The sequence below is a fragment of the Actinomycetospora chibensis genome (assembly GCF_028737215.1).
Lineage (GTDB): Bacteria > Actinomycetota > Actinomycetes > Mycobacteriales > Pseudonocardiaceae > Actinomycetospora > Actinomycetospora chibensis.
In genome coordinates, this window is the sequence record NZ_JAQZAM010000003.1 from 224,679 (window position 1) to 242,955 (window position 18,277).

The 18,277-nt window shown below is 73.6% G+C and carries 17 protein-coding genes; 9 read left to right on the forward strand and 8 right to left on the reverse strand.

Annotated elements, in window-relative coordinates:
• From PH189_RS05735 to PH189_RS05760, 6 genes are all read right to left on the reverse strand, one after another.
• Window positions 1-906 carry an LLM class flavin-dependent oxidoreductase gene (locus PH189_RS05735; RefSeq protein ID WP_274187795.1) on the reverse strand — a complete coding sequence of 302 codons (906 nt, stop codon included), beginning with the start codon at window positions 904-906 and terminating at the stop codon, window positions 1-3.
• Window positions 903-1,712, reverse strand: a complete 810-nt coding sequence (locus PH189_RS05740) for an HpcH/HpaI aldolase/citrate lyase family protein (RefSeq protein WP_274187796.1) — start codon at window positions 1,710-1,712, stop codon at window positions 903-905. The genes PH189_RS05735 and PH189_RS05740 overlap by 4 nt, the downstream gene beginning before the upstream one ends.
• Window positions 1,709-2,161 (reverse strand): MaoC family dehydratase, encoded by a 453-nt coding sequence (locus PH189_RS05745; protein ID WP_274187797.1) that lies wholly within the window; start codon window positions 2,159-2,161, stop codon window positions 1,709-1,711. The genes PH189_RS05740 and PH189_RS05745 overlap by 4 nt, the downstream gene beginning before the upstream one ends.
• Window positions 2,158-4,083 (reverse strand): AMP-binding protein, encoded by a 1,926-nt coding sequence (locus PH189_RS05750; RefSeq protein ID WP_274187798.1) that lies wholly within the window; start codon window positions 4,081-4,083, stop codon window positions 2,158-2,160. Before PH189_RS05750 ends, PH189_RS05745 begins: the two co-directional genes overlap by 4 nt.
• A gap of 22 nt (window positions 4,084-4,105) precedes the next feature.
• Window positions 4,106-5,599, reverse strand: a complete 1,494-nt coding sequence (locus tag PH189_RS05755) for an acyl-CoA carboxylase subunit beta (RefSeq protein ID WP_274187799.1) — start codon at window positions 5,597-5,599, stop codon at window positions 4,106-4,108.
• Between the two features lie 89 nt (window positions 5,600-5,688).
• The gene (locus PH189_RS05760; RefSeq protein ID WP_274187800.1) at window positions 5,689-6,840 is read right to left on the reverse strand and encodes an acyl-CoA dehydrogenase family protein; all 1,152 of its coding nucleotides are present in this window, start codon (window positions 6,838-6,840) and stop codon (window positions 5,689-5,691) included.
• Between the two features lie 96 nt (window positions 6,841-6,936).
• On the opposite strand from PH189_RS05760, the gene PH189_RS05765 reads away from it, so the two are divergent.
• Window positions 6,937-7,515, forward strand: coding sequence for a TetR/AcrR family transcriptional regulator (locus tag PH189_RS05765; protein WP_274187801.1), 579 nt, complete (start codon window positions 6,937-6,939; stop codon window positions 7,513-7,515).
• Between the two features lie 42 nt (window positions 7,516-7,557).
• Here PH189_RS05765 and PH189_RS05770 read toward each other — a convergent pair whose 3' ends face one another.
• Window positions 7,558-8,367, reverse strand: coding sequence for a crotonase/enoyl-CoA hydratase family protein (locus PH189_RS05770; RefSeq protein ID WP_274187802.1), 810 nt, complete (start codon window positions 8,365-8,367; stop codon window positions 7,558-7,560).
• Window positions 8,368-8,532: 165 nt separating this feature from the next.
• On the opposite strand from PH189_RS05770, the gene PH189_RS05775 reads away from it, so the two are divergent.
• The 4 genes from PH189_RS05775 to PH189_RS05790 are packed head-to-tail and all read left to right on the forward strand — an operon-like array spanning window position 8,533 to window position 13,188.
• Entirely contained in the window at window positions 8,533-9,789 is a 1,257-nt protein-coding gene (locus tag PH189_RS05775) for an acyl-CoA dehydrogenase family protein (protein WP_274187803.1), read from the forward strand.
• Window positions 9,786-11,138, forward strand: a complete 1,353-nt coding sequence (locus tag PH189_RS05780) for a phosphotransferase family protein (protein ID WP_274187804.1) — start codon at window positions 9,786-9,788, stop codon at window positions 11,136-11,138. The genes PH189_RS05775 and PH189_RS05780 overlap by 4 nt, the downstream gene beginning before the upstream one ends.
• Window positions 11,135-11,890: an SMP-30/gluconolactonase/LRE family protein gene (locus tag PH189_RS05785; protein ID WP_274187805.1), complete on the forward strand. Its 756-nt coding sequence runs from the start codon at window positions 11,135-11,137 to the stop codon at window positions 11,888-11,890. Before PH189_RS05780 ends, PH189_RS05785 begins: the two co-directional genes overlap by 4 nt.
• 11 nt (window positions 11,891-11,901) lie before the next feature.
• The gene (locus PH189_RS05790; protein ID WP_274187806.1) at window positions 11,902-13,188 is read left to right on the forward strand and encodes an acyl-CoA dehydrogenase family protein; all 1,287 of its coding nucleotides are present in this window, start codon (window positions 11,902-11,904) and stop codon (window positions 13,186-13,188) included.
• On the opposite strand, the gene PH189_RS05795 is transcribed toward PH189_RS05790, so the two are convergent.
• Complete coding sequence (locus tag PH189_RS05795; RefSeq protein WP_274187807.1) at window positions 13,185-13,793, reverse strand: TetR-type transcription factor C-terminal domain-containing protein; 609 nt, start codon at window positions 13,791-13,793, stop codon at window positions 13,185-13,187. The genes PH189_RS05790 and PH189_RS05795 overlap by 4 nt on opposite strands.
• A 59-nt stretch (window positions 13,794-13,852) precedes the next feature.
• On the opposite strand from PH189_RS05795, the gene PH189_RS05800 reads away from it, so the two are divergent.
• The 4 genes from PH189_RS05800 (at window position 13,853) to PH189_RS05815 (ending at window position 18,215) form a co-directional block, all read left to right on the forward strand.
• Entirely contained in the window at window positions 13,853-14,635 is a 783-nt protein-coding gene (locus PH189_RS05800; protein ID WP_274187808.1) for an enoyl-CoA hydratase/isomerase family protein, read from the forward strand.
• Window positions 14,632-15,399 carry an SDR family NAD(P)-dependent oxidoreductase gene (locus PH189_RS05805; protein ID WP_274187809.1) on the forward strand — a complete coding sequence of 256 codons (768 nt, stop codon included), beginning with the start codon at window positions 14,632-14,634 and terminating at the stop codon, window positions 15,397-15,399. Before PH189_RS05800 ends, PH189_RS05805 begins: the two co-directional genes overlap by 4 nt.
• Window positions 15,400-15,401: 2 nt before the next feature.
• On the forward strand, window positions 15,402-16,256 hold the full coding sequence (locus PH189_RS05810) for a DMT family transporter (RefSeq protein WP_274187810.1): 855 nt from the start codon (window positions 15,402-15,404) through the stop codon (window positions 16,254-16,256).
• 135 nt (window positions 16,257-16,391) lie between these two features.
• Complete coding sequence (locus tag PH189_RS05815) at window positions 16,392-18,215, forward strand: flavin-containing monooxygenase (RefSeq protein ID WP_274187811.1); 1,824 nt, start codon at window positions 16,392-16,394, stop codon at window positions 18,213-18,215.
• Window positions 18,216-18,277: the final 62 nt, after the last annotated feature.

Sequence of the window (18,277 nt, forward strand, 5' to 3'; positions counted from 1 at the left end):
CTACGCGCCGGGCAGGCGGGGGAGGACCTCGCCGGCCACGAGATCCAGCATCCGCTCGCGGTCCGCGTCCTCGACCGCCGGCGCGAGGACCACCGAGTCGGCGCCGGCGTCGGCGTACTCGGCGAGGCGGGCGGCGACCTGCTCGGGGGCGCCGTGGGGGACGACCGCGTCGAGGATGCGGTCCATGTCCTGCCCGTAGGTCGCCAGGAGCGACTCCCGCGCGCGGCGACGGGCGACGGCGGGGTCGGCGTCGACGGCCGTCCACGCGAAGTAGGCCCCGGAGACCTCGGCGGGGTCCCGGCCGTGACGCTCGGCCTCCTCGCGGGCGGTGGCGAGGCCCCGGGCGACGCGGTCCGGGCTGCCCAGGTACGGCATCCACACGTCCCCGGCGCGCCCGGCGCGGCGCATGGAGGCCTCGGAGCGCCCGCCGACCCACATCGGGGGTCGCGGACGCTGGATCGGCAGCGGGTCGAGCGTGGCGGGCGTGCCGTCGACGTCGATCGGCTCGCCCGCGAAGAGCGTGACGAGGACGTCGAGCGCGTCGTCGGTGCGCCGGCCCCGTTCCTTCACCGGCACCCCGCACGCCGCGAACTCCACGGGGTTCTCGCCGCCGACCCCGACGCCGAGCTCGAAGCGGCCGCCGGAGATCCGGTCGAGCGTCGCGGCCATCTTCGCCGCGAGCGGCGCGGGATACAGCGGAAGCAGCGTGACGGCGCTGAGCAGGCGCACGCGAGTGGTGACGCTCGCGGCGGCGGCGAGGGCGACGAACGCGTTGGGCGTCGGGCTCCCGAACAGCACGTGCTCGCCGCTCGCGACGAGGTCGAAGCCCCGCTCCTCGGCACGCCGGGCGGTGTCCGGGACGTCGGCGGGGTCGCCGGCGGGCGGCAGGACCAAGCCAACCCTCACGCCTCCACGCCCGCCCGGGACAGCACGGCACGAGCCATCGTCAGGTGCACCGCGTCGACCATCTCGCCGTCGACGACCCCCACCCCCGACGAGCCGGCCTCGATGACGAGGCGGGCGTGGGCGATCTCCTCGTCGGTCGGGGTGAAGGTCTCGTGCGCGAGCGCGACCTGCGAGGGGTGGATGCAGATCTTGCCGTCGTACCCGAGGTCACGGCCGACGGCGGCGTCGACGCGGAACGCCTCGGCGTCGTGGGCGGCGACGACGGCCTGGTCCAGCAGCCCGACGCCGGCGACCGCGGCCGCGAGCACCACCTCGCTGCGGGCGAACAGCACCTCCTGCCCGCCCGCCGTGCGCCGGCCGCCGACCGAGGCGATGTAGTCCTCGGCGCCGAAGTAGGCGGCGAGCAGGCCGTTCATCAGCTCCCGGCACTGCGCCACCCCCCGCGCCGACTCCAGGCCCCCGATCACCGGGTGGTCACCGAGACGGGAGCGCAGGTCCTCGAGCTGCTCCGGGGACTCCAGCTTGGGCAGCACGACGCCGTCGGCGGCCGACTCCGCGACCGCGGCGACGTCGTCGGCGTACCAGGGCGTCGTCGGGCCGTTGACGCGGATCAGCACGAGCGTCCTGCCGTCGCGGGGCAGCTCGGCGACGGCGCGGACCGCGGCGTCGCGCGCGGACTCCTTGTCGCCCGCGGCCACGGCGTCCTCGAGGTCGACGGCCACGGCGTCGGGCGACCACCGCGGCACCTTGGCCACCATGTCGGGCCGCGCGCCGGGCACGAACAGCAGGCTCCGGGGGACCCTCATGCCGGCCGCCGATGCATGAGCCCCGTGCGCTTGCAGGAGCACACCAGCTCGTTGCGCTGGTTCTGCGCCCGATGCTCGAAGACGACCAGGCCGGCGTCCGGGCGTGACCTCGACGAGCGCGCCGACACGACCTCGGTGGTCACCCGCACGGTGTCGCCCTGGAACACCGGCGCGGGGAACGTCACGTCGTCGAGCCCCAGCTGGGCGACGATCGTCCCGAGCGTCAGCTCCGGCACCGACAGCCCGACCACCAGTGCGAGGGTGAACATGCTGTTCACCAGCGGGCGCCCGAACTCGGTGCTCTCGGCGTACTGGTGGTCCAGGTGCAGCGGCGCGGGGTTCATCGTCATGGTCGTGAACAGCACGTTGTCGGTCTCGGTGACCGTGCGCCGGACGGCGTGCTCGACGACGAGCCCCTCGGTGAGGTCCTCGAACCAGAGGCCGCTCATGCCCGTACCGCCGCGGCGAGGGTGTCCAGGCTGCCCGGGTCCTCGAGCGCGCTGGTGTCGCTGCGGGCCTCGCCGTGCAGCAGGACCTCGCGCATCAGCCGACGCATGATCTTGCCGGTGCGGGTCTTGGGCATCGCCGAGGTGACGATGACGCGGTCGGGCCGCGCCAGCCCGCCGATGGTCTCCCCGACCAGGTCCCGCACCTCGTCGGGCACGCCCTCGGTCTCGCCGGACACGGTCACGAACGCCACCGGCACCGTGCCCTTGGTCGCGTCGGGCACCCCGACGACGGCGGCCTCGACGACGCGCGGGTGGGTGCCGACGACGGCCTCGATCTCCATCGTCGAGAGGCGGTGCGCGGCGACGTTGATGACGTCGTCGGCGCGCCCGAGCACCCAGAGGTGCCCGTCGGTGTCCACGACGGCCTCGTCGTTGGTGGCGTAGCGCCCCGGGAAGCGCCCGAAGTAGGTCGAGAGGTAGCGGTCGTGGTCGTCCCACACGGTGCGGGCGAGGGTGGGGAACGGCCGGGTCATCACGAGGTTGCCCTTCACCCCCGGCACCACCGGCGCGCCGTCGTCGTCGACGACGTCGAAGGCGTGGCCCGGCACGGGGGTGCCCGCCGAGCCCGCCTTGAGGTCGTCGACGCCGGTGACGGGATAGGTCCACGTCGAGCCGGTCTCGGTCTGCCCGTAGGCGTTGACGATCGGGACGCCGAACGTCTCGGTCGCCCACGTGAACGTCTCCCCGTCGAGCGGCTCGCCCTGCACGGTGATCAGCGCGAGGCGGGGGAGCGGGTGGGACGCGGCGAGGTCGTCACCGAACTTGCGCAGCATCCGCAGCACCGTCGGTGCGCACAGCACCTGGGTGACGCCGTGGCGCTCGCAGACGTCGTAGAACCGCGAGGGCGACGGGGTGTCCAGCGCGCCCTCGTAGCAGGCGATCGTCGAGCCGTGCGCCAGCCCGCCGATCACGGCCTGGATCGGGAAGGTCAGCCAGCCGACGTCGGCGGCCACCCAGTAGACGTCGCCCTCGACGGGCCCGGCCTGCCAGTGCACGTTCGCCCAGGTCCCGAGCAGGAATCCGCCGACGGAGTGCACGACGCCCTTCGGCTTCGACTCCGTGCCGCTGGTGAAGATCAGGAACGCCGCCTCGTTGGGGTCGAGCGACGCCATCGGGGCACCCTCGGGGTGCTCGGCGAGCAGGGCGGCGTAGGAGACCTCGTCACCCTCCAGGGGGACGGAGCGGCCGGTGCGGTCGACCACGACGACGTGCTCCACCGTCGGGGCGTCCGACCGCGCCGCCCGCAGGGTCTCGAGCAGCTCGACGGGCTTGCCGCGCCGGTAGATCGCGTCGGCGACGACGACGGCCTTCGCCCGGGCGGCCGCCAGCCGCGAGGCGACGGCGTCGCGACCGAAGCCGGAGAAGAGCACCGTGTAGATCGCGCCGATCCGGTTGCAGGCGTGGATCGCGGTGAACGCCTCGACGAGGTTCGGCATGTAGACCGCGACGACGTCGCCGCGCCCGATGCCCAGGGCGACCAGGCCGCCGGCCAGCCGGTTCACCTCGTCGGCGAGCTCGGCGTAGGTCACCGTGCGGGTGTCGCCGGGCTCGCCCTCCCATACGATCGCGGCGCGGTCGGCCGTCGCCGGGTCCTCGGCCCAGCGGTCGACGCAGTTGTCGGCGACGTTGATCCGCCCGCCCTCGAAGTAGCGGAAGTCGCCCAGCTCGCCCGAGCGGACGGTGTGCCAGGGCTCGAGCCAGCGGTGCTTCTCGGCCACCCAGACCCAGTAGTCGTCGGGATCGGTGTCGTGGCGCGCACGGGCCGTCGCGAGCTCGTCGACCCGGTCGGCCGAGCGCCATCGCTCGTCCAGCGGCTGCAGCGGCGCGGAGATCAGGGTGGCGAGGGTGTCGCGATCGTCCATGATCGGGTCTCCTCCGTGGGGATCACACAGGGCTGACGGGGTGGTGACGGCGCCCGCTGGTGCGGGTCCAGCCGTCGGCGTGGCGCAGACGGGTGATCAGCTCGTCGCGCAGGCCCTCGCCGGGGACGACGGCGTCGACGACGAGCTCGTCGCCCATGCGCAGCAGGTTGACCTCGGCCCGGTGCTCCTCGACGCGGGCGGCGAGGAACGCGTCGCGCTCTCCCGCGTCCTCGATCGCGGCGATCTTGCCGGCGTAGACGGCGTTGACCGACGCCTCGGGGCCCATGGCGCCGATGAACGCGCTGGGCAGCGCGAGGGTCGCCCGCGGCTCGAAGCCCGGCGCGCACATCGCGTAGTAGCCGGCGGCGTAGGCCTTGCGCAGGACGATCGTGAACTTCGGGACCTCGGCCGACGACATCGCGAGGATCATCTTGGCGCCGTGGCGGATGATCCCCTGGCGCTCGACGGCGACGCCGACCATGAAGCCGGGCACGTCCTGCAGGAAGAGCAGCGGGACGTTGAAGGCGTCGCACAGGGCGATGAAGCGGGCGGCCTTGTCGGCGGAGTCGACGTGGATGGCGCCGCTGCGCACCTGCGGCTGGTTGGCGACGAGGCCGACGACGCGCCCCTCCAGCCGCGCGAACCCGACCACGAGCTCCTGCGCCCAGTCGGGCTTGATCTCGAAGAACGTGCCGCCGTCGACGAGCCGGTCGATCACCGTGATGACGTCGTAGCCGATGTTCGGGTCCTCGGGGACCAGCCCGTCCCAGCCGGTGGCCTCGGGCGGGGCGGGCTCGACCTCGGGCGGCGTCCCGGTGAAGTCGTCGGGCAGGTAGGTCAGGAGCAGCCGGGCGGCGGCGAGCGCCTCCCAGTCCTCCTCGAACACGGAGTCGCCGCAGCCCGAGACCTCGGCGTGCATCCGCGCGCCGCCCATCTCCTCGGCGGTGGTGTGCTCGCCGGTGACCTTCTCGGCGACCCGCGGCGACGCGAGATACATCGACCCGCGGCCCTCGACCATCCCGACCCAGTCGGTGAACGCCGGCATGTAGGCCCCGCCCGCGGCCGACGGGCCGTGCAGGCAGCAGATCTGCGGGACCCGCCCGGACAGCCGGACCTGCAGGTGGAAGATCCGCGAGGCGCCTCGGCGCCCGGGGAAGAAGCCCATCTGCTCGGTGAGCCGGCCGCCCGCCGAGTCGACGAGGTAGAACACCGGGAGCAGGTCCCGGTCGGCCCGCTCGAGGATGCGGATCTGCTTCTCGCAGGTCCGCTCGCCCCACGACCCGGCCTTGACGCCGAAGTCGTGCGCGATCACCGCCACGGGCCGGCCCTCGACCGTCCCGACGCCGGTGACGACGCCGTCGCCCGGCATCCCGGGCTGGGTCGCCGCGGCCAGGAGCCCGTCCTCGACGAAGCTGCCCGGGTCGAGCAACACGTCCAGGCGCTGGCGCACGGGAAGCTTCTCGGGCCAGCGCCCGGCGTCCCCGCCCAGGCGCGCCCGGTCGGCGGCCGCGAGCACGTCATCCCCCGAGGGAGGTGCCGGCGCCCCGGGGGGATGAGGCGCCGACACCTCCCACGCGGGACCCGCGCCGTGAGCTGCCGTCCCGGTCACGGCACCAGCCGCTTCGCCAGGATCTCGAGCTGGATCTCGTCGGTGCCGCCGCCGATGCGCAGGATGCGCACGTCGCGGTGGTGGCGGGCGATCGGCGTCTCCTCGAGGTAGCCGGCGCCGCCGTAGAGCTGCACCGCCTCGTCGACGATCCACGCGGCCGCCTTCGCCGCGAAGTACTTCGCCGCCGCGACGGACCGGCCGGCCTCGGGGTGGCCGCGATCGAGACGGTCGGCGGCCTTGTAGGTCATCACGCGTGCGGCCTCGAGCTCGATCTCCATCGCGACGATGCGGTGCCGGATCGCCTGCCGGGCGGTGAGCGGCTCGCCGGCGACCTCGCGGCCGCGCAGGTACTCGGTGACCGTCTCGAGCGCCTCGGCGGCGTGGCCGACGCCCATCGCGGCCAGCACGACGCGCTCCAGCTGGAACGCGTCCATGATCTGGTGGAAGCCGCGGCCCTCGACGCCGAGCACCGCGTCCTCCCCGAGCGTGACGCCGTCCAGCACGACCTCGCGGGTGTCCGAGGAGTGCCAGCCCATCTTCTGCAGCGGGGCGCCGAACGAGAGCCCGGGCGTGCCGGCCGGCACCACGAACGTCGTGATCCCGCGGTGCCCGCCCTCGGGGTCGGTCTTCGCGCCGACGACGAGGACGTCGGCCAGGCCCGCGTTGGTGATGTACATCTTGCGGCCGTCGAGCACCCAGCCCTCGTCGGTGCGCCGCGCGCGGGCGGAGATGCCCGCGACGTCGGAGCCCGCGCCGGGCTCGGTGACGGCGATCGCGGCGATGGCCTCGCCGGCGGCGAGCGCGGCGACCCAGCGCTCCTGCTGGTCGGTGGTGCCGTGGCGCACGAGATGGGGCGCGGCCATGTAGGCGCTGACCAGCGCGCTCACGGCGATGCCGCCGCAGGCGCGGGTGAGTTCCTCGGCGAGCACCGTCACGGCGGTCGCCTCGCCGCCCTCGCCGGCGGACCCGCCGAACTCGGCCGGGGTCAGCAGGCCCAGGAGCCCGGCGTCGCCGAGCTCCTTCCACAGCCGCTCGGGCGGACGTCCCTCGCGCTCGGCCTCGTCGACGACGGGGCGGACCCGCTGGTCGGTGAACGCGCGGACGCTGCGACGGAAGTCCTCGTGGACTTCGTCGAGTTCGTGGCTCACGCGGACTCCTTCGCTTGCGTTCGACCGACCGGTCGGACGAAAGTACCCCACATCACAGGAGTCCGGGTCAACCGCACGGACCGGGGGGAGGCCGCGGTGAGTCGTGCCGACGAGGTCCGCGCGCGGATCCTCGCCGCTGCCGTGGAGGTGTTCAGTCGCCGCGGGTACCGCGCGGCGTCGATGAACGACGTGGCGGAGAAGGTCGGCCTGCGGAAACCGACGCTCTACCACTACGTGCGGACCAAGCAGGACCTGCTCGTCGCGGTCTACGAGGAGGTGCTCGACGAGAGCCTGACCAGCGCCCGCACGATCGTCGCCGGCGCGCCGTCGACGCGCGAGGCCGTGCGGAGGCTCATCGTCGAGCGCGTCGCCTACACCTGCGAGCACCGTGACCTGCTCACGATCTGCTTCGAGGAGGAGTCCGAGCTGCCCGACGAGCTCGCCGCGCCGATCCTCGCGCGCCGGCGCGCCTTCGAGGACCTCGTGCTCGAGGCGGTGCAGGCCCACCTGCGCGCCACGGGGCGGACGCTGCCGATGACGCCGCGCACCTACGTCAACGCGTGCCTCGGCGCCGCGAACTGGACCTACAAGTGGTTCGACCCCGCCGGTCCGCGCTCGCCGCGCGAGCTGGGCGACGACGTCGCCGCCGTGCTCCTGCCGGTGCTCGACGGCTGACGTGAGCGAACTTCGGGGCTATAACCCCGAACTTCGCTCACGTCACTCCACCTCGCTGAAGACCGGCGCCCGCTTCTCGAAGCCCGCGGTGACCGCCTCGACCTGGTTCGGGCTCCCGATCAGCGCGCCGATCTCGGTCTGCTCGGCCGCGAAGCCGGTGGCGAGGTCCACCCGGCCGGCGACGTCGAGCAGGCGCTTCGCCGCGCGCACGGCGTGCGGGCTGCGCCCGGCGATCTCGCGGGCGAGTGCGAGCGCGGCCTCGCGCGGCTCGGGGTCGGTGCGCGTGCAGAGCCCGAGGGCCGCGGCCTCGGTGCCGCTGACGACCCGCGCGGTCAGCGTCAGCTCCTTGGCGACGTCACGGCCGACGAGCTCGGGGAGCACCTGCGTCCCGGTCATGTCCGGGATCAGGCCCCACTTCACCTCCATCACCGAGAGCCGGGCGTCGGGGGCGACGATGCGCAGGTCGGCGCCCAGGGCGATCTGGAGACCACCACCCAGCGCGTTGCCCTGGATCGCGGCGATCACCGGGACCTCGAGCTCGGCCCACACCCATGCCGCGCGCTGCCCGGTGGCCCGCGCCGGCCCGTCCGACGGCGGGAGCTGTGCGGACGCCGACAGGCGCTCCCCGTTCGCCATCGCGCGGAACGAGCCGAAGTCGAGGCCCGCGCAGAAGTCCGGGCCCTCCCCGGAGAGGACGACGACGCGCACCGCGGGGTCGGCCTTCAGTCGTTCGCCGGTGTGGACGAGCCCCTCGAACATGGCCGGGTCCAGCGCGTTGCGCTTCTCCGGGCGCGCGAGCCGCACGTCGGCGACCCCGTCGGTGATCTCGACCCGGACCCGCTGCTCGCTCATGGCCCCAGTTTCGCCCGCAACGCGGAGATCATGGGCACCTGGTGCACCTCGCGGTGGGCGGCGACGTGGAGGACGCGCCCGTGATCTCCGAACGCGGGCGCGCCCTTCCGTCCGCGCAGCCGGCGCTGGCATGCTCGCTGAACGATCGTTCAGGAGGAGGTCGGTGTGGACTTCGCACTCCCGGCGGAGCTGACCCAGCGGCTCGCCGCGCTCGACGACTTCATCGAGACCGAGATCCGCCCGCTCGAGGAGCAGGACGACAACGCGCGCTTCTTCGACCACCGGCGGGAGTGGGCGCGCACCGACTTCGAGGGCGGCGGGGTCCCGCGGCACGACTGGGAGGAGCTGCTCGGCGAGATGTTCCGCCGGGCCGACGCCGCGGGCTGGTTGCGCTACGGGCTGCCGGCGGAGGTCGGCGGGTCGGACGGCACGAACCTCGACATGGCCGTCATCCGCGAGCACCTCGCCCACCGCGGGCTGGGCCTGCACAACGACCTGCAGAACGAGTCGTCGGTGGTCGGCAACTTCCCCTTCGTGCACATGGTGCTCGAGTACGGGACGGCCGAGCAGCGCGAGGAGTTCCTCGAGCCGATGCTGACCCGCACCGCCCGAGTCGGCTTCGGCCTCTCCGAGCCCGACCACGGCAGCGACGCCACGTGGATGGAGACGACGGCGGTTCGCGACGGCGGCGACTGGGTGATCAACGGGACGAAGCGCTGGAACTCCGGAATGCACTCGGCCACGCACGACGTCGTGTTCGCCCGGACATCCGGGACGGACGGCAGCGCGCGGGGCATCACCGCGTTCTTCGTCCCCGTGCAGGCCCCGGGGTTCTCGGTCGACTTCCACTGGTGGACGTTGAACATGCCCACCGACCACGCCGAGGTGACCCTGCGCGACGTCCGCGTCCCGGACTCCGCGATCTTCGGCGAGGAGGGCGGCGGCCTGGCGGTCGCGCAGACGTTCGTGCACGAGAACCGCATCCGGCAGGCCGCGTCCGGCGTCGGCGCCGGCCAGTACTGCGTCGACCGCAGCGTCGCCTACGCCCGCGGGCGCCGGACGTTCGGCGAACCGCTGGCCACCCGGCAGGCGATCCAGTGGCCGCTCGTCGAGCTGCAGACCGAGGCCGAGATGCTGCGCGGGCTGGTGCGCAAGACGGCCTGGGAGCTCGACCGGGTGCCGCACACGGAGATCAGCGACCGCGTCTCGATGTGCAACTACCGGGCCAACCGCTTCGTGTGCGACGCCGCCGACCGCGCGATGCAGGTGCACGGCGGTCTCGGCTACTCGCGGCACACGCCGTTCGAGCACATCTACCGCCACCATCGCCGCTACCGGATCACCGAGGGCGCCGAGGAGGTCCAGATGCGCAAGGTGGCGGCGTACCTGTTCGGCTTCGCGGGGCCGAACAAGGTCCGATGAGCGCCCTCCGCGATCAACTGGCACGGCGCCTCGCGGAGATCACCGGCACCGCCGTCACGGTGACGGACCTGCGCCGGCTCACCGCTGGGGCCAGCCGCGAGACGTGGGCGTTCACCGCCACATCCGCCCACGGGGGGCGCGACCTCGTGCTGCGCCGCGACCCGCCGGGCAACGACCGGCCCGAGGGCATGGCGCTCGAGGCCACCGCGATCGCCGCCGCCGCGGACGCGGGCGTCCGGGTCCCGCGGCTCGTCGACAGCGGCGCCGACACCGCGACGGTCGGCTCGCCGTACCTGATCACCGAGCATGTCGCCGGCGAGACGCTCGGGCCGCGGCTGCTGCGCGAGCAGCGCTACGCGCACGCCCGGGAGGGGCTGGCCGCGGAGCTGGGCCGCACGCTCGCCCGCATCCACACGATCCGGCCGAACGCGCTCCCGGGGCTGGCGGCGGGGGACCCGGTCGAGGACCTCCGGGCGACCTACGACGCCCTCGACGAGCCGCTGCCCGTCGTCGAGATCGCGCTGCGCCGGCTCGACCGCCACCGGCCCGCACCGGTGCCCGACACCCTCGTGCACGGCGACTTCCGCCTCGGCAACCTCATCGTCGACGAGACCGGGCTGCGCGCGGTGCTCGACTGGGAGCTGGTGCACCGCGGCGACCCGCGCGAGGACCTCGGCTGGCTGTGCGTGAAGTGCTGGCGCTTCGGCTCGCCGCTGCCCGTCGCGGGTCTCGGCACCGTCGACCAGCTGCTCGACGGCTACGCCGAGGTCGCCGGGTACCGGCCCGACCCGGAGGCCGTGCGCTGGTGGCAGCTCCACCGCACGACGTGGTGGGCGCTGGGGTGCCGGGAGATGGCGCAGCGGCACCTCGACGGGACGACGCCGTCGGTCGAGCTCGCCGCGATCGGCCGGCGCGTCGCCGAGAACGAGCACGACCTCCTGCTCCTGCTGGGCCTCCCGGCGCAGGAGGAGGCCGTCGGGGAGGCGGTCGAGGCGGGGCCCTCCGACCTCTACGGACGCCCGAGCGCGGTCGACCTCGTCGACGCCGTGACGTCCTTCCTGCGCGAGGACGTCGTGACCGGCGACGACGAGCGGGTGGCGTTCCTCGCCCGCGTCGCCGCGAACGTCCTCGGCGGCGTCGGGCGGGAACTGCGGCTGGGCCCCGAGCACGAGCGTCGCCACCGCGAGCGGCTCGCCGCGCTGGGGTACGCCGACCAGGCCGCCCTGGCCGCGGCCATCCGCGCCGGGGAGATCGACGACACCGACCCCGCGCTGCTCGCGGCCGTGCGCGCGGCGACGACCGACCGGCTCGCCGTCACCAATCCGCGCTACCTGGCCCAGCCCGGATGACCGGCCCGGATGACGCGACGTTGCGCGGCGAGGCCGTCGCGAAGGAGGCTCCGGACATGCGCGCGGTGACGACCGGCCTGCGGTTCCCGGAGGGACCGATCGCGCTGGCGAACGGCGACGTCCTGGTCGTCGAGATCCGCCGCGGCACGCTGACGCGCGTCGCGCCCGACGGGACGACCACGGTGGTCGCCGACCTCGGCGGCGGTCCCAACGGCGCCGCGATCGGCCCGGACGGCGCGGTCTACGTCTGCAACAACGGCGGCTTCGTGTGGCACGACCGCGACGGCGGGATCACCGCGCCCGGCCACCAGCCGCCCGACTACCTCGGCGGGCGCATCCAACGCGTCGTCCTCGACGGACCGGACGCCGGCGCGGTGACCGATGTCGCGGCTCTACGTCGCCGAGACGGGGCCGGGCCGGCTGTGGGCCTGGGACGTCGTCGGCCCCGGACGCCTCGACGGGCCCGGCGGCTCCTGCACGGGTTCGAGGGTCACCAGCCGCTCGACTCGCTGGCCGTCGACGGCGAGGGCAACGTCTGCGTCGCGACGCTGATGACCGGCGCGATCAGCGTCGTCTCGCCCGACGGCACGCTGCTGCGGCAGGTGCCCGTGCCCGACCCGGACCCCTACGTCACCAACATCTGCTTCGCCGGCGCGGACTCGCACTCAGCCTGGGTCACCTCGTCGGGACGCGGCGTCCTCTACGCCCTGGAGTGGGACACCCCGGGGCTCGACCTGGCCTTCAGGGCCTGAAGGAGCGACACATGGCCTGGGACTTCTCGACCGAGCCGGAGTTCGAGCAGCAGCTCGCGTGGATGCGGACGTTCGTCCGCGAGGAGATCCTCCCGCTCGAGACCCTCGACCTCGACGGACCCGCCCTCCGGGCGGCGACGGCGCCGATGCAGGAGGAGGTGAAGGCCCGCGGGCTCTGGGCCGCGCACCTGCCCCCGGAGCTGGGCGGGGGCGGGTTCGGGCAGGTCAAGCTGGGTCTGATGCACGAGATCCTCGGGCAGTGCGTGTACGCGCCGTCGGTGTTCGGCAACAACGCCCCCGACTCGGGGAACGCCGAGCTGCTGGCGCTCGGGGCGAACGAGGCACAGAAGAAGCAGTGGATGGAGCCGCTGCTCGACGGCCGCCTGCGCAGCGCGTTCTCCATGACCGAGCCCAACGCCGGCGCCGACCCGACCCTGCTCACCACCCGGGCCGAGCGCGTCGGCGACGAGTACGTGATCAACGGGCACAAGTGGTTCACGTCGAACGGCTCGGTGGCCGACTTCCTCATCGTCATGGCCGTCACCGACCCGGACGCGGCGCCGCGGCGGCGCGCGTCGATGTTCGTCGTGCCGGTCGGCACGCCCGGGGTGGAGGTCGTGCGCGACATCCCGACCATGGAGCACCCCGAGGAGGGCACGGGCTACGCCGGCGGGCACTCCGAGGTGCTCTACCGCGACGTCCGCGTGCCGGGGGAGAACCTCATCGGGGCCGAGGGCGACGGCTTCCTCCTCGCCCAGAAGCGGCTGGGTCCCGGCCGCATCCACCACTGCATGCGCTGGCTCGGACAGTCGCGCCGCGCCTTCGACATGCTCTGCGAGCGCGCGGTCTCGCGGCACACCCACGGGTCGCTGCTCTCGGAGAAGCAGATGGTGCAGGACTGGATCGCGACGTCGACCGCGGAGATGACCGCGGCGCGCCTGATGACGCTCCAGGCCGCCTGGAAGATGGACCAGGGCGGCACGGAGGCGGCGCTCACCGACATCGCGATGATCAAGTTCTACGGCGCCTCGGTGCTCTACAACGTCATCGACCGCGCGATCCAGGTGCACGGCTCGCTCGGCTACACCACCGACCTGCCGCTGGAGTCGATGTACCGCCACGCCCGGGCGGCGCGGATCTACGACGGCCCCGACGAGGTCCACAAGGTCACCGTCGCGCGCCGGGTGCTGCGCGACTACGAGCCCCGCGAGGTGCCCACGGAGCACGTGCCGACCCGTCGCGAGGCGGCGCGGCGGAAGTTCGCGCACCTGCTGGACGCGGCGGCCGTCAGCGGCTAAGGCCGGTGGTCGACGATCCGCAGGGCGATCTCGCCGTAGCGCTCGACGAGGTCGGGCACGGCGAGGTCGCCCGCCGGGTCGTACCACTGCGCGATGGCGTTGCAGGCGGCGACGATCGCGCGGCGGGCGTCCTCGGGGTGGGCGCAGCGGAAGTGCCCGCGCGCGACGCCGTCGTCGACGATCTCGGTCCAGAGCCGGCCCGCCGACTCCCGCAGCCCGTCGAGCCGCGCCCGGTGCTCCGGGGCGAGGTTGCCCCACTCGGCGGCCGCGATGGTGCTCTCCACCCGGCGGCTCACGCGGTACTCGACGGTGGCGCGCACGAGCGCGAGCAGGCGCTCGGCGGGGTCGGCGGTGTGGCTGCCGACCTCGTCCAGCGCGCCCTCGCAGCGGCGGAAGTACTCGGCGGTGCTCTCCTCGATGAGCAGCACCAGCAGGTCCTGCTTGCCGGAGTGCCAGTGGTAGAGCGCCGAGAGGGACAGCCCGGCCCGGCGGGCGATGTCGCGGATCGAGGTGCCGTGGTACCCCTGCTCGGCGAAGCTCTCGCGCGCCGCGCGCGTGATCGCGTCCCGGCCGCCCCCGCGCGGGACGGGCGCGGCGCTGCTCATCGGGTCAGCATAAGGCGATCGCCTGGCATCCTGAACGATCGATCGATAGGTTCCGCACCATGGCCGACGAGGTCCTGCTCGCCCACCGCGAGAGCGGTGTCCTGACCCTCACGCTGAACCGGCCGGAGCGCCGCAACGCGATCGACGGCCCGACGTGGGACGCGCTGCGCGCGGGGTTCGAGCGCGCGCGTGACGACCCCGAGACGCGGGTCGTGGTGATCACGGGCGCGGGCGGGGCGTTCTGCGCGGGCGCCGATCTCTCCGTGAAACGGGAGGGCCACCCGCTCGACCGGATGCGCTCGATCAACGAGATCGCGCTCCTGCTGCACGAGCTCCCGAAGCCCACCGTCGCGCGCGTCGACGGCGTCGCCGTCGGGGCCGGCTGGAATCTCGCCCTCGGCTGCGACCTCGTCGTCGCCACCCCGACGTCGCGCTTCTCGCAGATCTTCGCCAGGCGCGGGCTCTCGCTGGACTTCGGCGGGTCGTGGCTGTTGCCCCGCCTCGTGGGGATGCAGCAGGCCAAGCGGCTCGCGCTGCTCGCCGAGATGATCGACGCGACCGAGGCCGAACGGCTCGGGCTGGTGACCTGGGTGACGCCGCCCGAGGAGATCGACGCATTCGTCGCCGACCTCACCGCCCGGCTCGCGTCCGTCGCGCCCGTGGCGGCGGCGCAGTCGAAGGCCCTGCTGCACGAGAACGCCGACCGCACGCTGCGCGAGGCCCTCGCGAGCGAGGCGCGTACCCAGGCCGTCAACTTCGCCACCGCGGACGCGCCCGAGGCGTTCGCGGCCTTCACCGAGAAGCGCGAGCCGGACTTCACCGGGGAGTGGTCGATCCGGTGACGGGGCTCTTCGACCTCACCGGCCACGTCGCCCTCGTCACCGGCGGCAACTCCGGCATCGGGCTCGGGATGGCGCGCGGGCTCGCGCGCTGCGGCGCCGACGTCTGCGTCTGGGGCACCAATGCCGAGCGCAACGCGGCGGCCGCCCACGAGCTCGCCGGGTACGGCACGCGCGTCCGGGCCCTGCGCTGCGACGTCGGCGACGAGGCAGCCGTCGCGGAGGCCTTCGCCGCGACACTGGAGCACTTCGGCCGCATCGACTCCTGCTTCGCCAACGCCGGGGTGACCGGCTCCGGCGCGCGCTTCGTCGACACCACCCTCGAGGACTTCCGCGCGGTGACCCGCGTGAACCTCGACGGCGCGTTCCTGACGCTGCGGGCCGCCGCCCGGCACATGGTCGAGCGCGGGGGAGGCGGCGTGCTCGTCGGCACCTCGAGCGTCTCGACCGTCCACGGGGCCCCGCGCGCGGAGGCCTACGCGGCGAGCAAGGCGGGGCTGACCGCGCTGATCAAGGGCTGCGCGGTCGAGCTGGCGCGGCACGGCATCCACGCGCACTCGATCGTCGCGGGCTGGACCGAGACCCCGCTGGCCTCGCCGCGGCTGCACGACGAGCGCTTCGAGCGGGCGGTGATGGCGCGGATGCCGCAGCGGCGCTGGGGCGAGCCCGACGACTTCGCGCGTCTCGCCGTGTACCTCGCCGGCGGCGTCGGCGGGTTCCACACCGGCGACGAGATCGTCGTCGACGGCGCGTACTCGATCTTCTAGAGGTGCTCGCCGAGGCGGGGCTGCTGCTCCTCGCGGTCGTCGGCATCTCGTTCTCCGCGCCGCTCGCGGCCGCGGCCGCCGTCCCCTCGCTGGCCATCGCGTTCTGGCGCACGGCGATGGCGTCGGTGGTGCTCGCGCCGGTGGTCGGGGCGCGTCCGGACCGTCGCCGGGTCGGCGCCCGGGACACGCGCACCTGCGCCCTTGCGGGGGTGCTGCTCGCGGTGCACTTCGGGACGTGGGTGCCGAGCCTCGTGCTCACCTCGGTGGCCACCTCCACGGCCCTGGTCTGCACCGCCCCGCTGTGGACCGCGGTGCTGACCCGGGTGCGCGGCGGGCCGGTCGCGGGTGCCGAGTGGGCGGGCGTGGCGGTGGCGCTGGCGGGCGTGCTGCTGGTTGCCGGGGTCGACCTCGCCGGCTCGCCCCGTGCCCTGCTCGGCGATGCGCTCGCCCTGGTCGGCGGGCTCGCGATGGCGGGCTACCTCCTGGTCGGCGCGGCGGCGCGGGAACGTCTGGCGACCTCGACCTACACGCTGCTCTGCTACGCCACTGCGGCGCTGGTCCTGCTCGCCGTCGTCGTCGTCGCGGGGGTGCCGCTCGCGGGGTGGCCCGCGGCGGGCTGGCTGTCCCTCGTCGCGATCACGCTCTGCGGGCAGTTCCTCGGGCACTCGCTGCTCAACCGCGCCCTACGGACCGTGGGCGCGCCGGTGGTCGCCGTCGTCTCGCTGCTCGAGGTGCCCGGCGCGGCGCTGGTCGCGGCGCTCTGGCTGGGGGAGCGGCTCGCGCCGGGCACCCTCGTCGGCCTCGTGGTGCTGCTGGGCGGGGTCGCGCTGGTGGTCCGGGGGAGCCGGCGCGCCTGAACGCCGCTGCAACCTGGCTGCAACCCCTGCCGCGAGCGCGCGTGAGCGGCTTCACTGTCCCTCACGCCACACGACCGCGGGCGGGTGTGGGCGAGTGCCCGCGGTCGGCCGTACGTCGCCCGCGTGGAGGTAGCAGTGACCCAGACGGTCGAGAGTGGCCGCACCCAGGCCGGCACCCGCGTCGATGCCTGGCTGACGCAGTTCACCGAGGCTCTCAACGCCGGGGACGCCGACCGCGCCGCGTCGCTGTTCGCCGACGAGTCCTACTGGCGCGACCTCGTGTCGTTCACCTGGAACCTGATCACGGTCGAGGGCCCCGGCGGGGTGTCCGAGCTGGTGTCCTCGGACGCCGCCCGGCAGGCCACCCCGGTGTCCTTCGAGGTCAGCGGCGAGCCGACCGAGGCGGACGGCGTCACCGAGGCCTGGCTGAAGTTCGAGACCGCGATCGGCCGCGGCACCGGGCACCTGCGGCTGAACGCCGACGACAAGGCCTGGACGTTCCTCACCACCCTCGACGAGATCAAGGGCCACGAGGAGCCGGCGAGCCCGAACGCCGACCGGCCCTTCGGCACCGAGCACGGCGCCAACCCCGACCGCGTCACCTGGGCCGAGCAGCGCGAGGCCGAGGCCGCCGAGCTGGGCTACACCCGCCAGCCCGAGGTCGTCGTCATCGGCGGCGGCCAGGGCGGCATCGCCCTCGGTGCGCGGCTGCGCCAGCTCGGCGTCGAGACGATCATCGTCGAGCGCAACGAGAAGCCCGGCGACTCCTGGCGCAAGCGCTACAAGAGCCTCGCCCTGCACGACCCGGTCTGGTACGACCACCTGCCCTACCTGAAGTTCCCGGACAACTGGCCGGTCTTCTCGCCGAAGGACAAGATCGGCGACTGGCTCGAGATGTACGCCAAGGTCATGGAGCTCAACTACTGGGGCTCCACGACGGCGCAGAGCGCCACGTACGACGAGGCGTCCGGGCAGTGGAGCGTCGTCGTCGACCGTGCCGGCGAGCAGGTGACGCTCAAGCCGCGCCAGCTCGTCTTCGCCCTCGGCGTCTCGGGCAAGCCGAACATCCCGTCCGTCCCCGGCGAGGACGTCTTCCAGGGCGAGATCCAGCACTCGTCGCAGCACCCCGGCCCGGACGCCTACAAGGGCAAGAAGGTCGTGGTCATCGGGTCGAACAACTCGGCCTTCGACATCTGCGGCTCGCTCTGGGAGGTCGGCGCGGACGTCACGATGGTGCAGCGCAGCTCGACGCACATCATCCGGTCCGAGACGCTGATGACCTACGCCCTCGGGGACCTGTACTCCGAGGAGGCCGTGCGCAACGGCGTCGACACCTACACGGCGGACATGATCTTCGCGTCGCTGCCGTACCGGATCATGCACAACTTCCAGAAGCCGGCGTACGACAAGGCCCGCGAGGTCGACGCCGACTTCTACCGGCGCCTCGAGGAGGCGGGTTTCGACCTCGACTTCGGCGACGACGACTCCGGCCTGTTCATGAAGTACCTGCGCCGCGGCTCGGGCTACTACATCGACGTGGGCGCCGCCGAGCTCGTGGCCGACGGCAAGGTCAAGCTCGCCAAGGGCCAGATCACCGAGCTGACCGAGAAGGAGGTCGTGCTCGACGACGGCACCCGTCTCGAGGCCGACCTCCTCGTCTGGGCCACCGGCTACCGGTCGATGAACGGGCTGGCCGCCGACATCGTCGGCCAGGAGGTGGCCGACAAGGTCGGCAAGGTGTGGGGCCTGGGCTCGGACACCACCAAGGACCCCGGTCCCTGGGAGGGCGAGCAGCGCAACATGTGGAAGCCGACCCAGCAGGAGAACCTCTGGTTCCACGGCGGCAACCTGCACCAGTCGCGCTTCTACTCGCTCTACCTCGCGCTGCAGCTCAAGGCCCGTTCGGTCGGCATCCCGACCCCGGTGCACAAGCTCCAGGAGTCGCACCACACCTCGTGAGCGAGCCTCGCCCGACGAACGAACGGCGCTTTCGCTGCTTCCGAAGCAGCGAAAGCGCCGTT

Excerpts from the sequence above, each read along its gene's own strand:
- PH189_RS05740 (WP_274187796.1), bottom strand. The coding sequence starts at position 1,712 with ATGAGGGTCCCCCGGAGCCTGCTGTTCGTGCCCGGCGCGCGGCCCGAC.
- PH189_RS05745 (WP_274187797.1), bottom strand. The coding sequence starts at position 2,161 with ATGAGCGGCCTCTGGTTCGAGGACCTCACCGAGGGGCTCGTCGTCGAG.
- PH189_RS05750 (WP_274187798.1), bottom strand. The coding sequence starts at position 4,083 with ATGGACGATCGCGACACCCTCGCCACCCTGATCTCCGCGCCGCTGCAG.
- PH189_RS05770 (WP_274187802.1), bottom strand. The coding sequence starts at position 8,367 with ATGAGCGAGCAGCGGGTCCGGGTCGAGATCACCGACGGGGTCGCCGAC.
- PH189_RS05780 (WP_274187804.1), top strand. The coding sequence starts at position 9,786 with ATGAGCGCCCTCCGCGATCAACTGGCACGGCGCCTCGCGGAGATCACC.
- PH189_RS05785 (WP_274187805.1), top strand. The coding sequence starts at position 11,135 with ATGACCGGCCCGGATGACGCGACGTTGCGCGGCGAGGCCGTCGCGAAG.
- PH189_RS05790 (WP_274187806.1), top strand. The coding sequence starts at position 11,902 with ATGGCCTGGGACTTCTCGACCGAGCCGGAGTTCGAGCAGCAGCTCGCG.
- PH189_RS05795 (WP_274187807.1), bottom strand. The coding sequence starts at position 13,793 with ATGAGCAGCGCCGCGCCCGTCCCGCGCGGGGGCGGCCGGGACGCGATC.
- PH189_RS05800 (WP_274187808.1), top strand. The coding sequence starts at position 13,853 with ATGGCCGACGAGGTCCTGCTCGCCCACCGCGAGAGCGGTGTCCTGACC.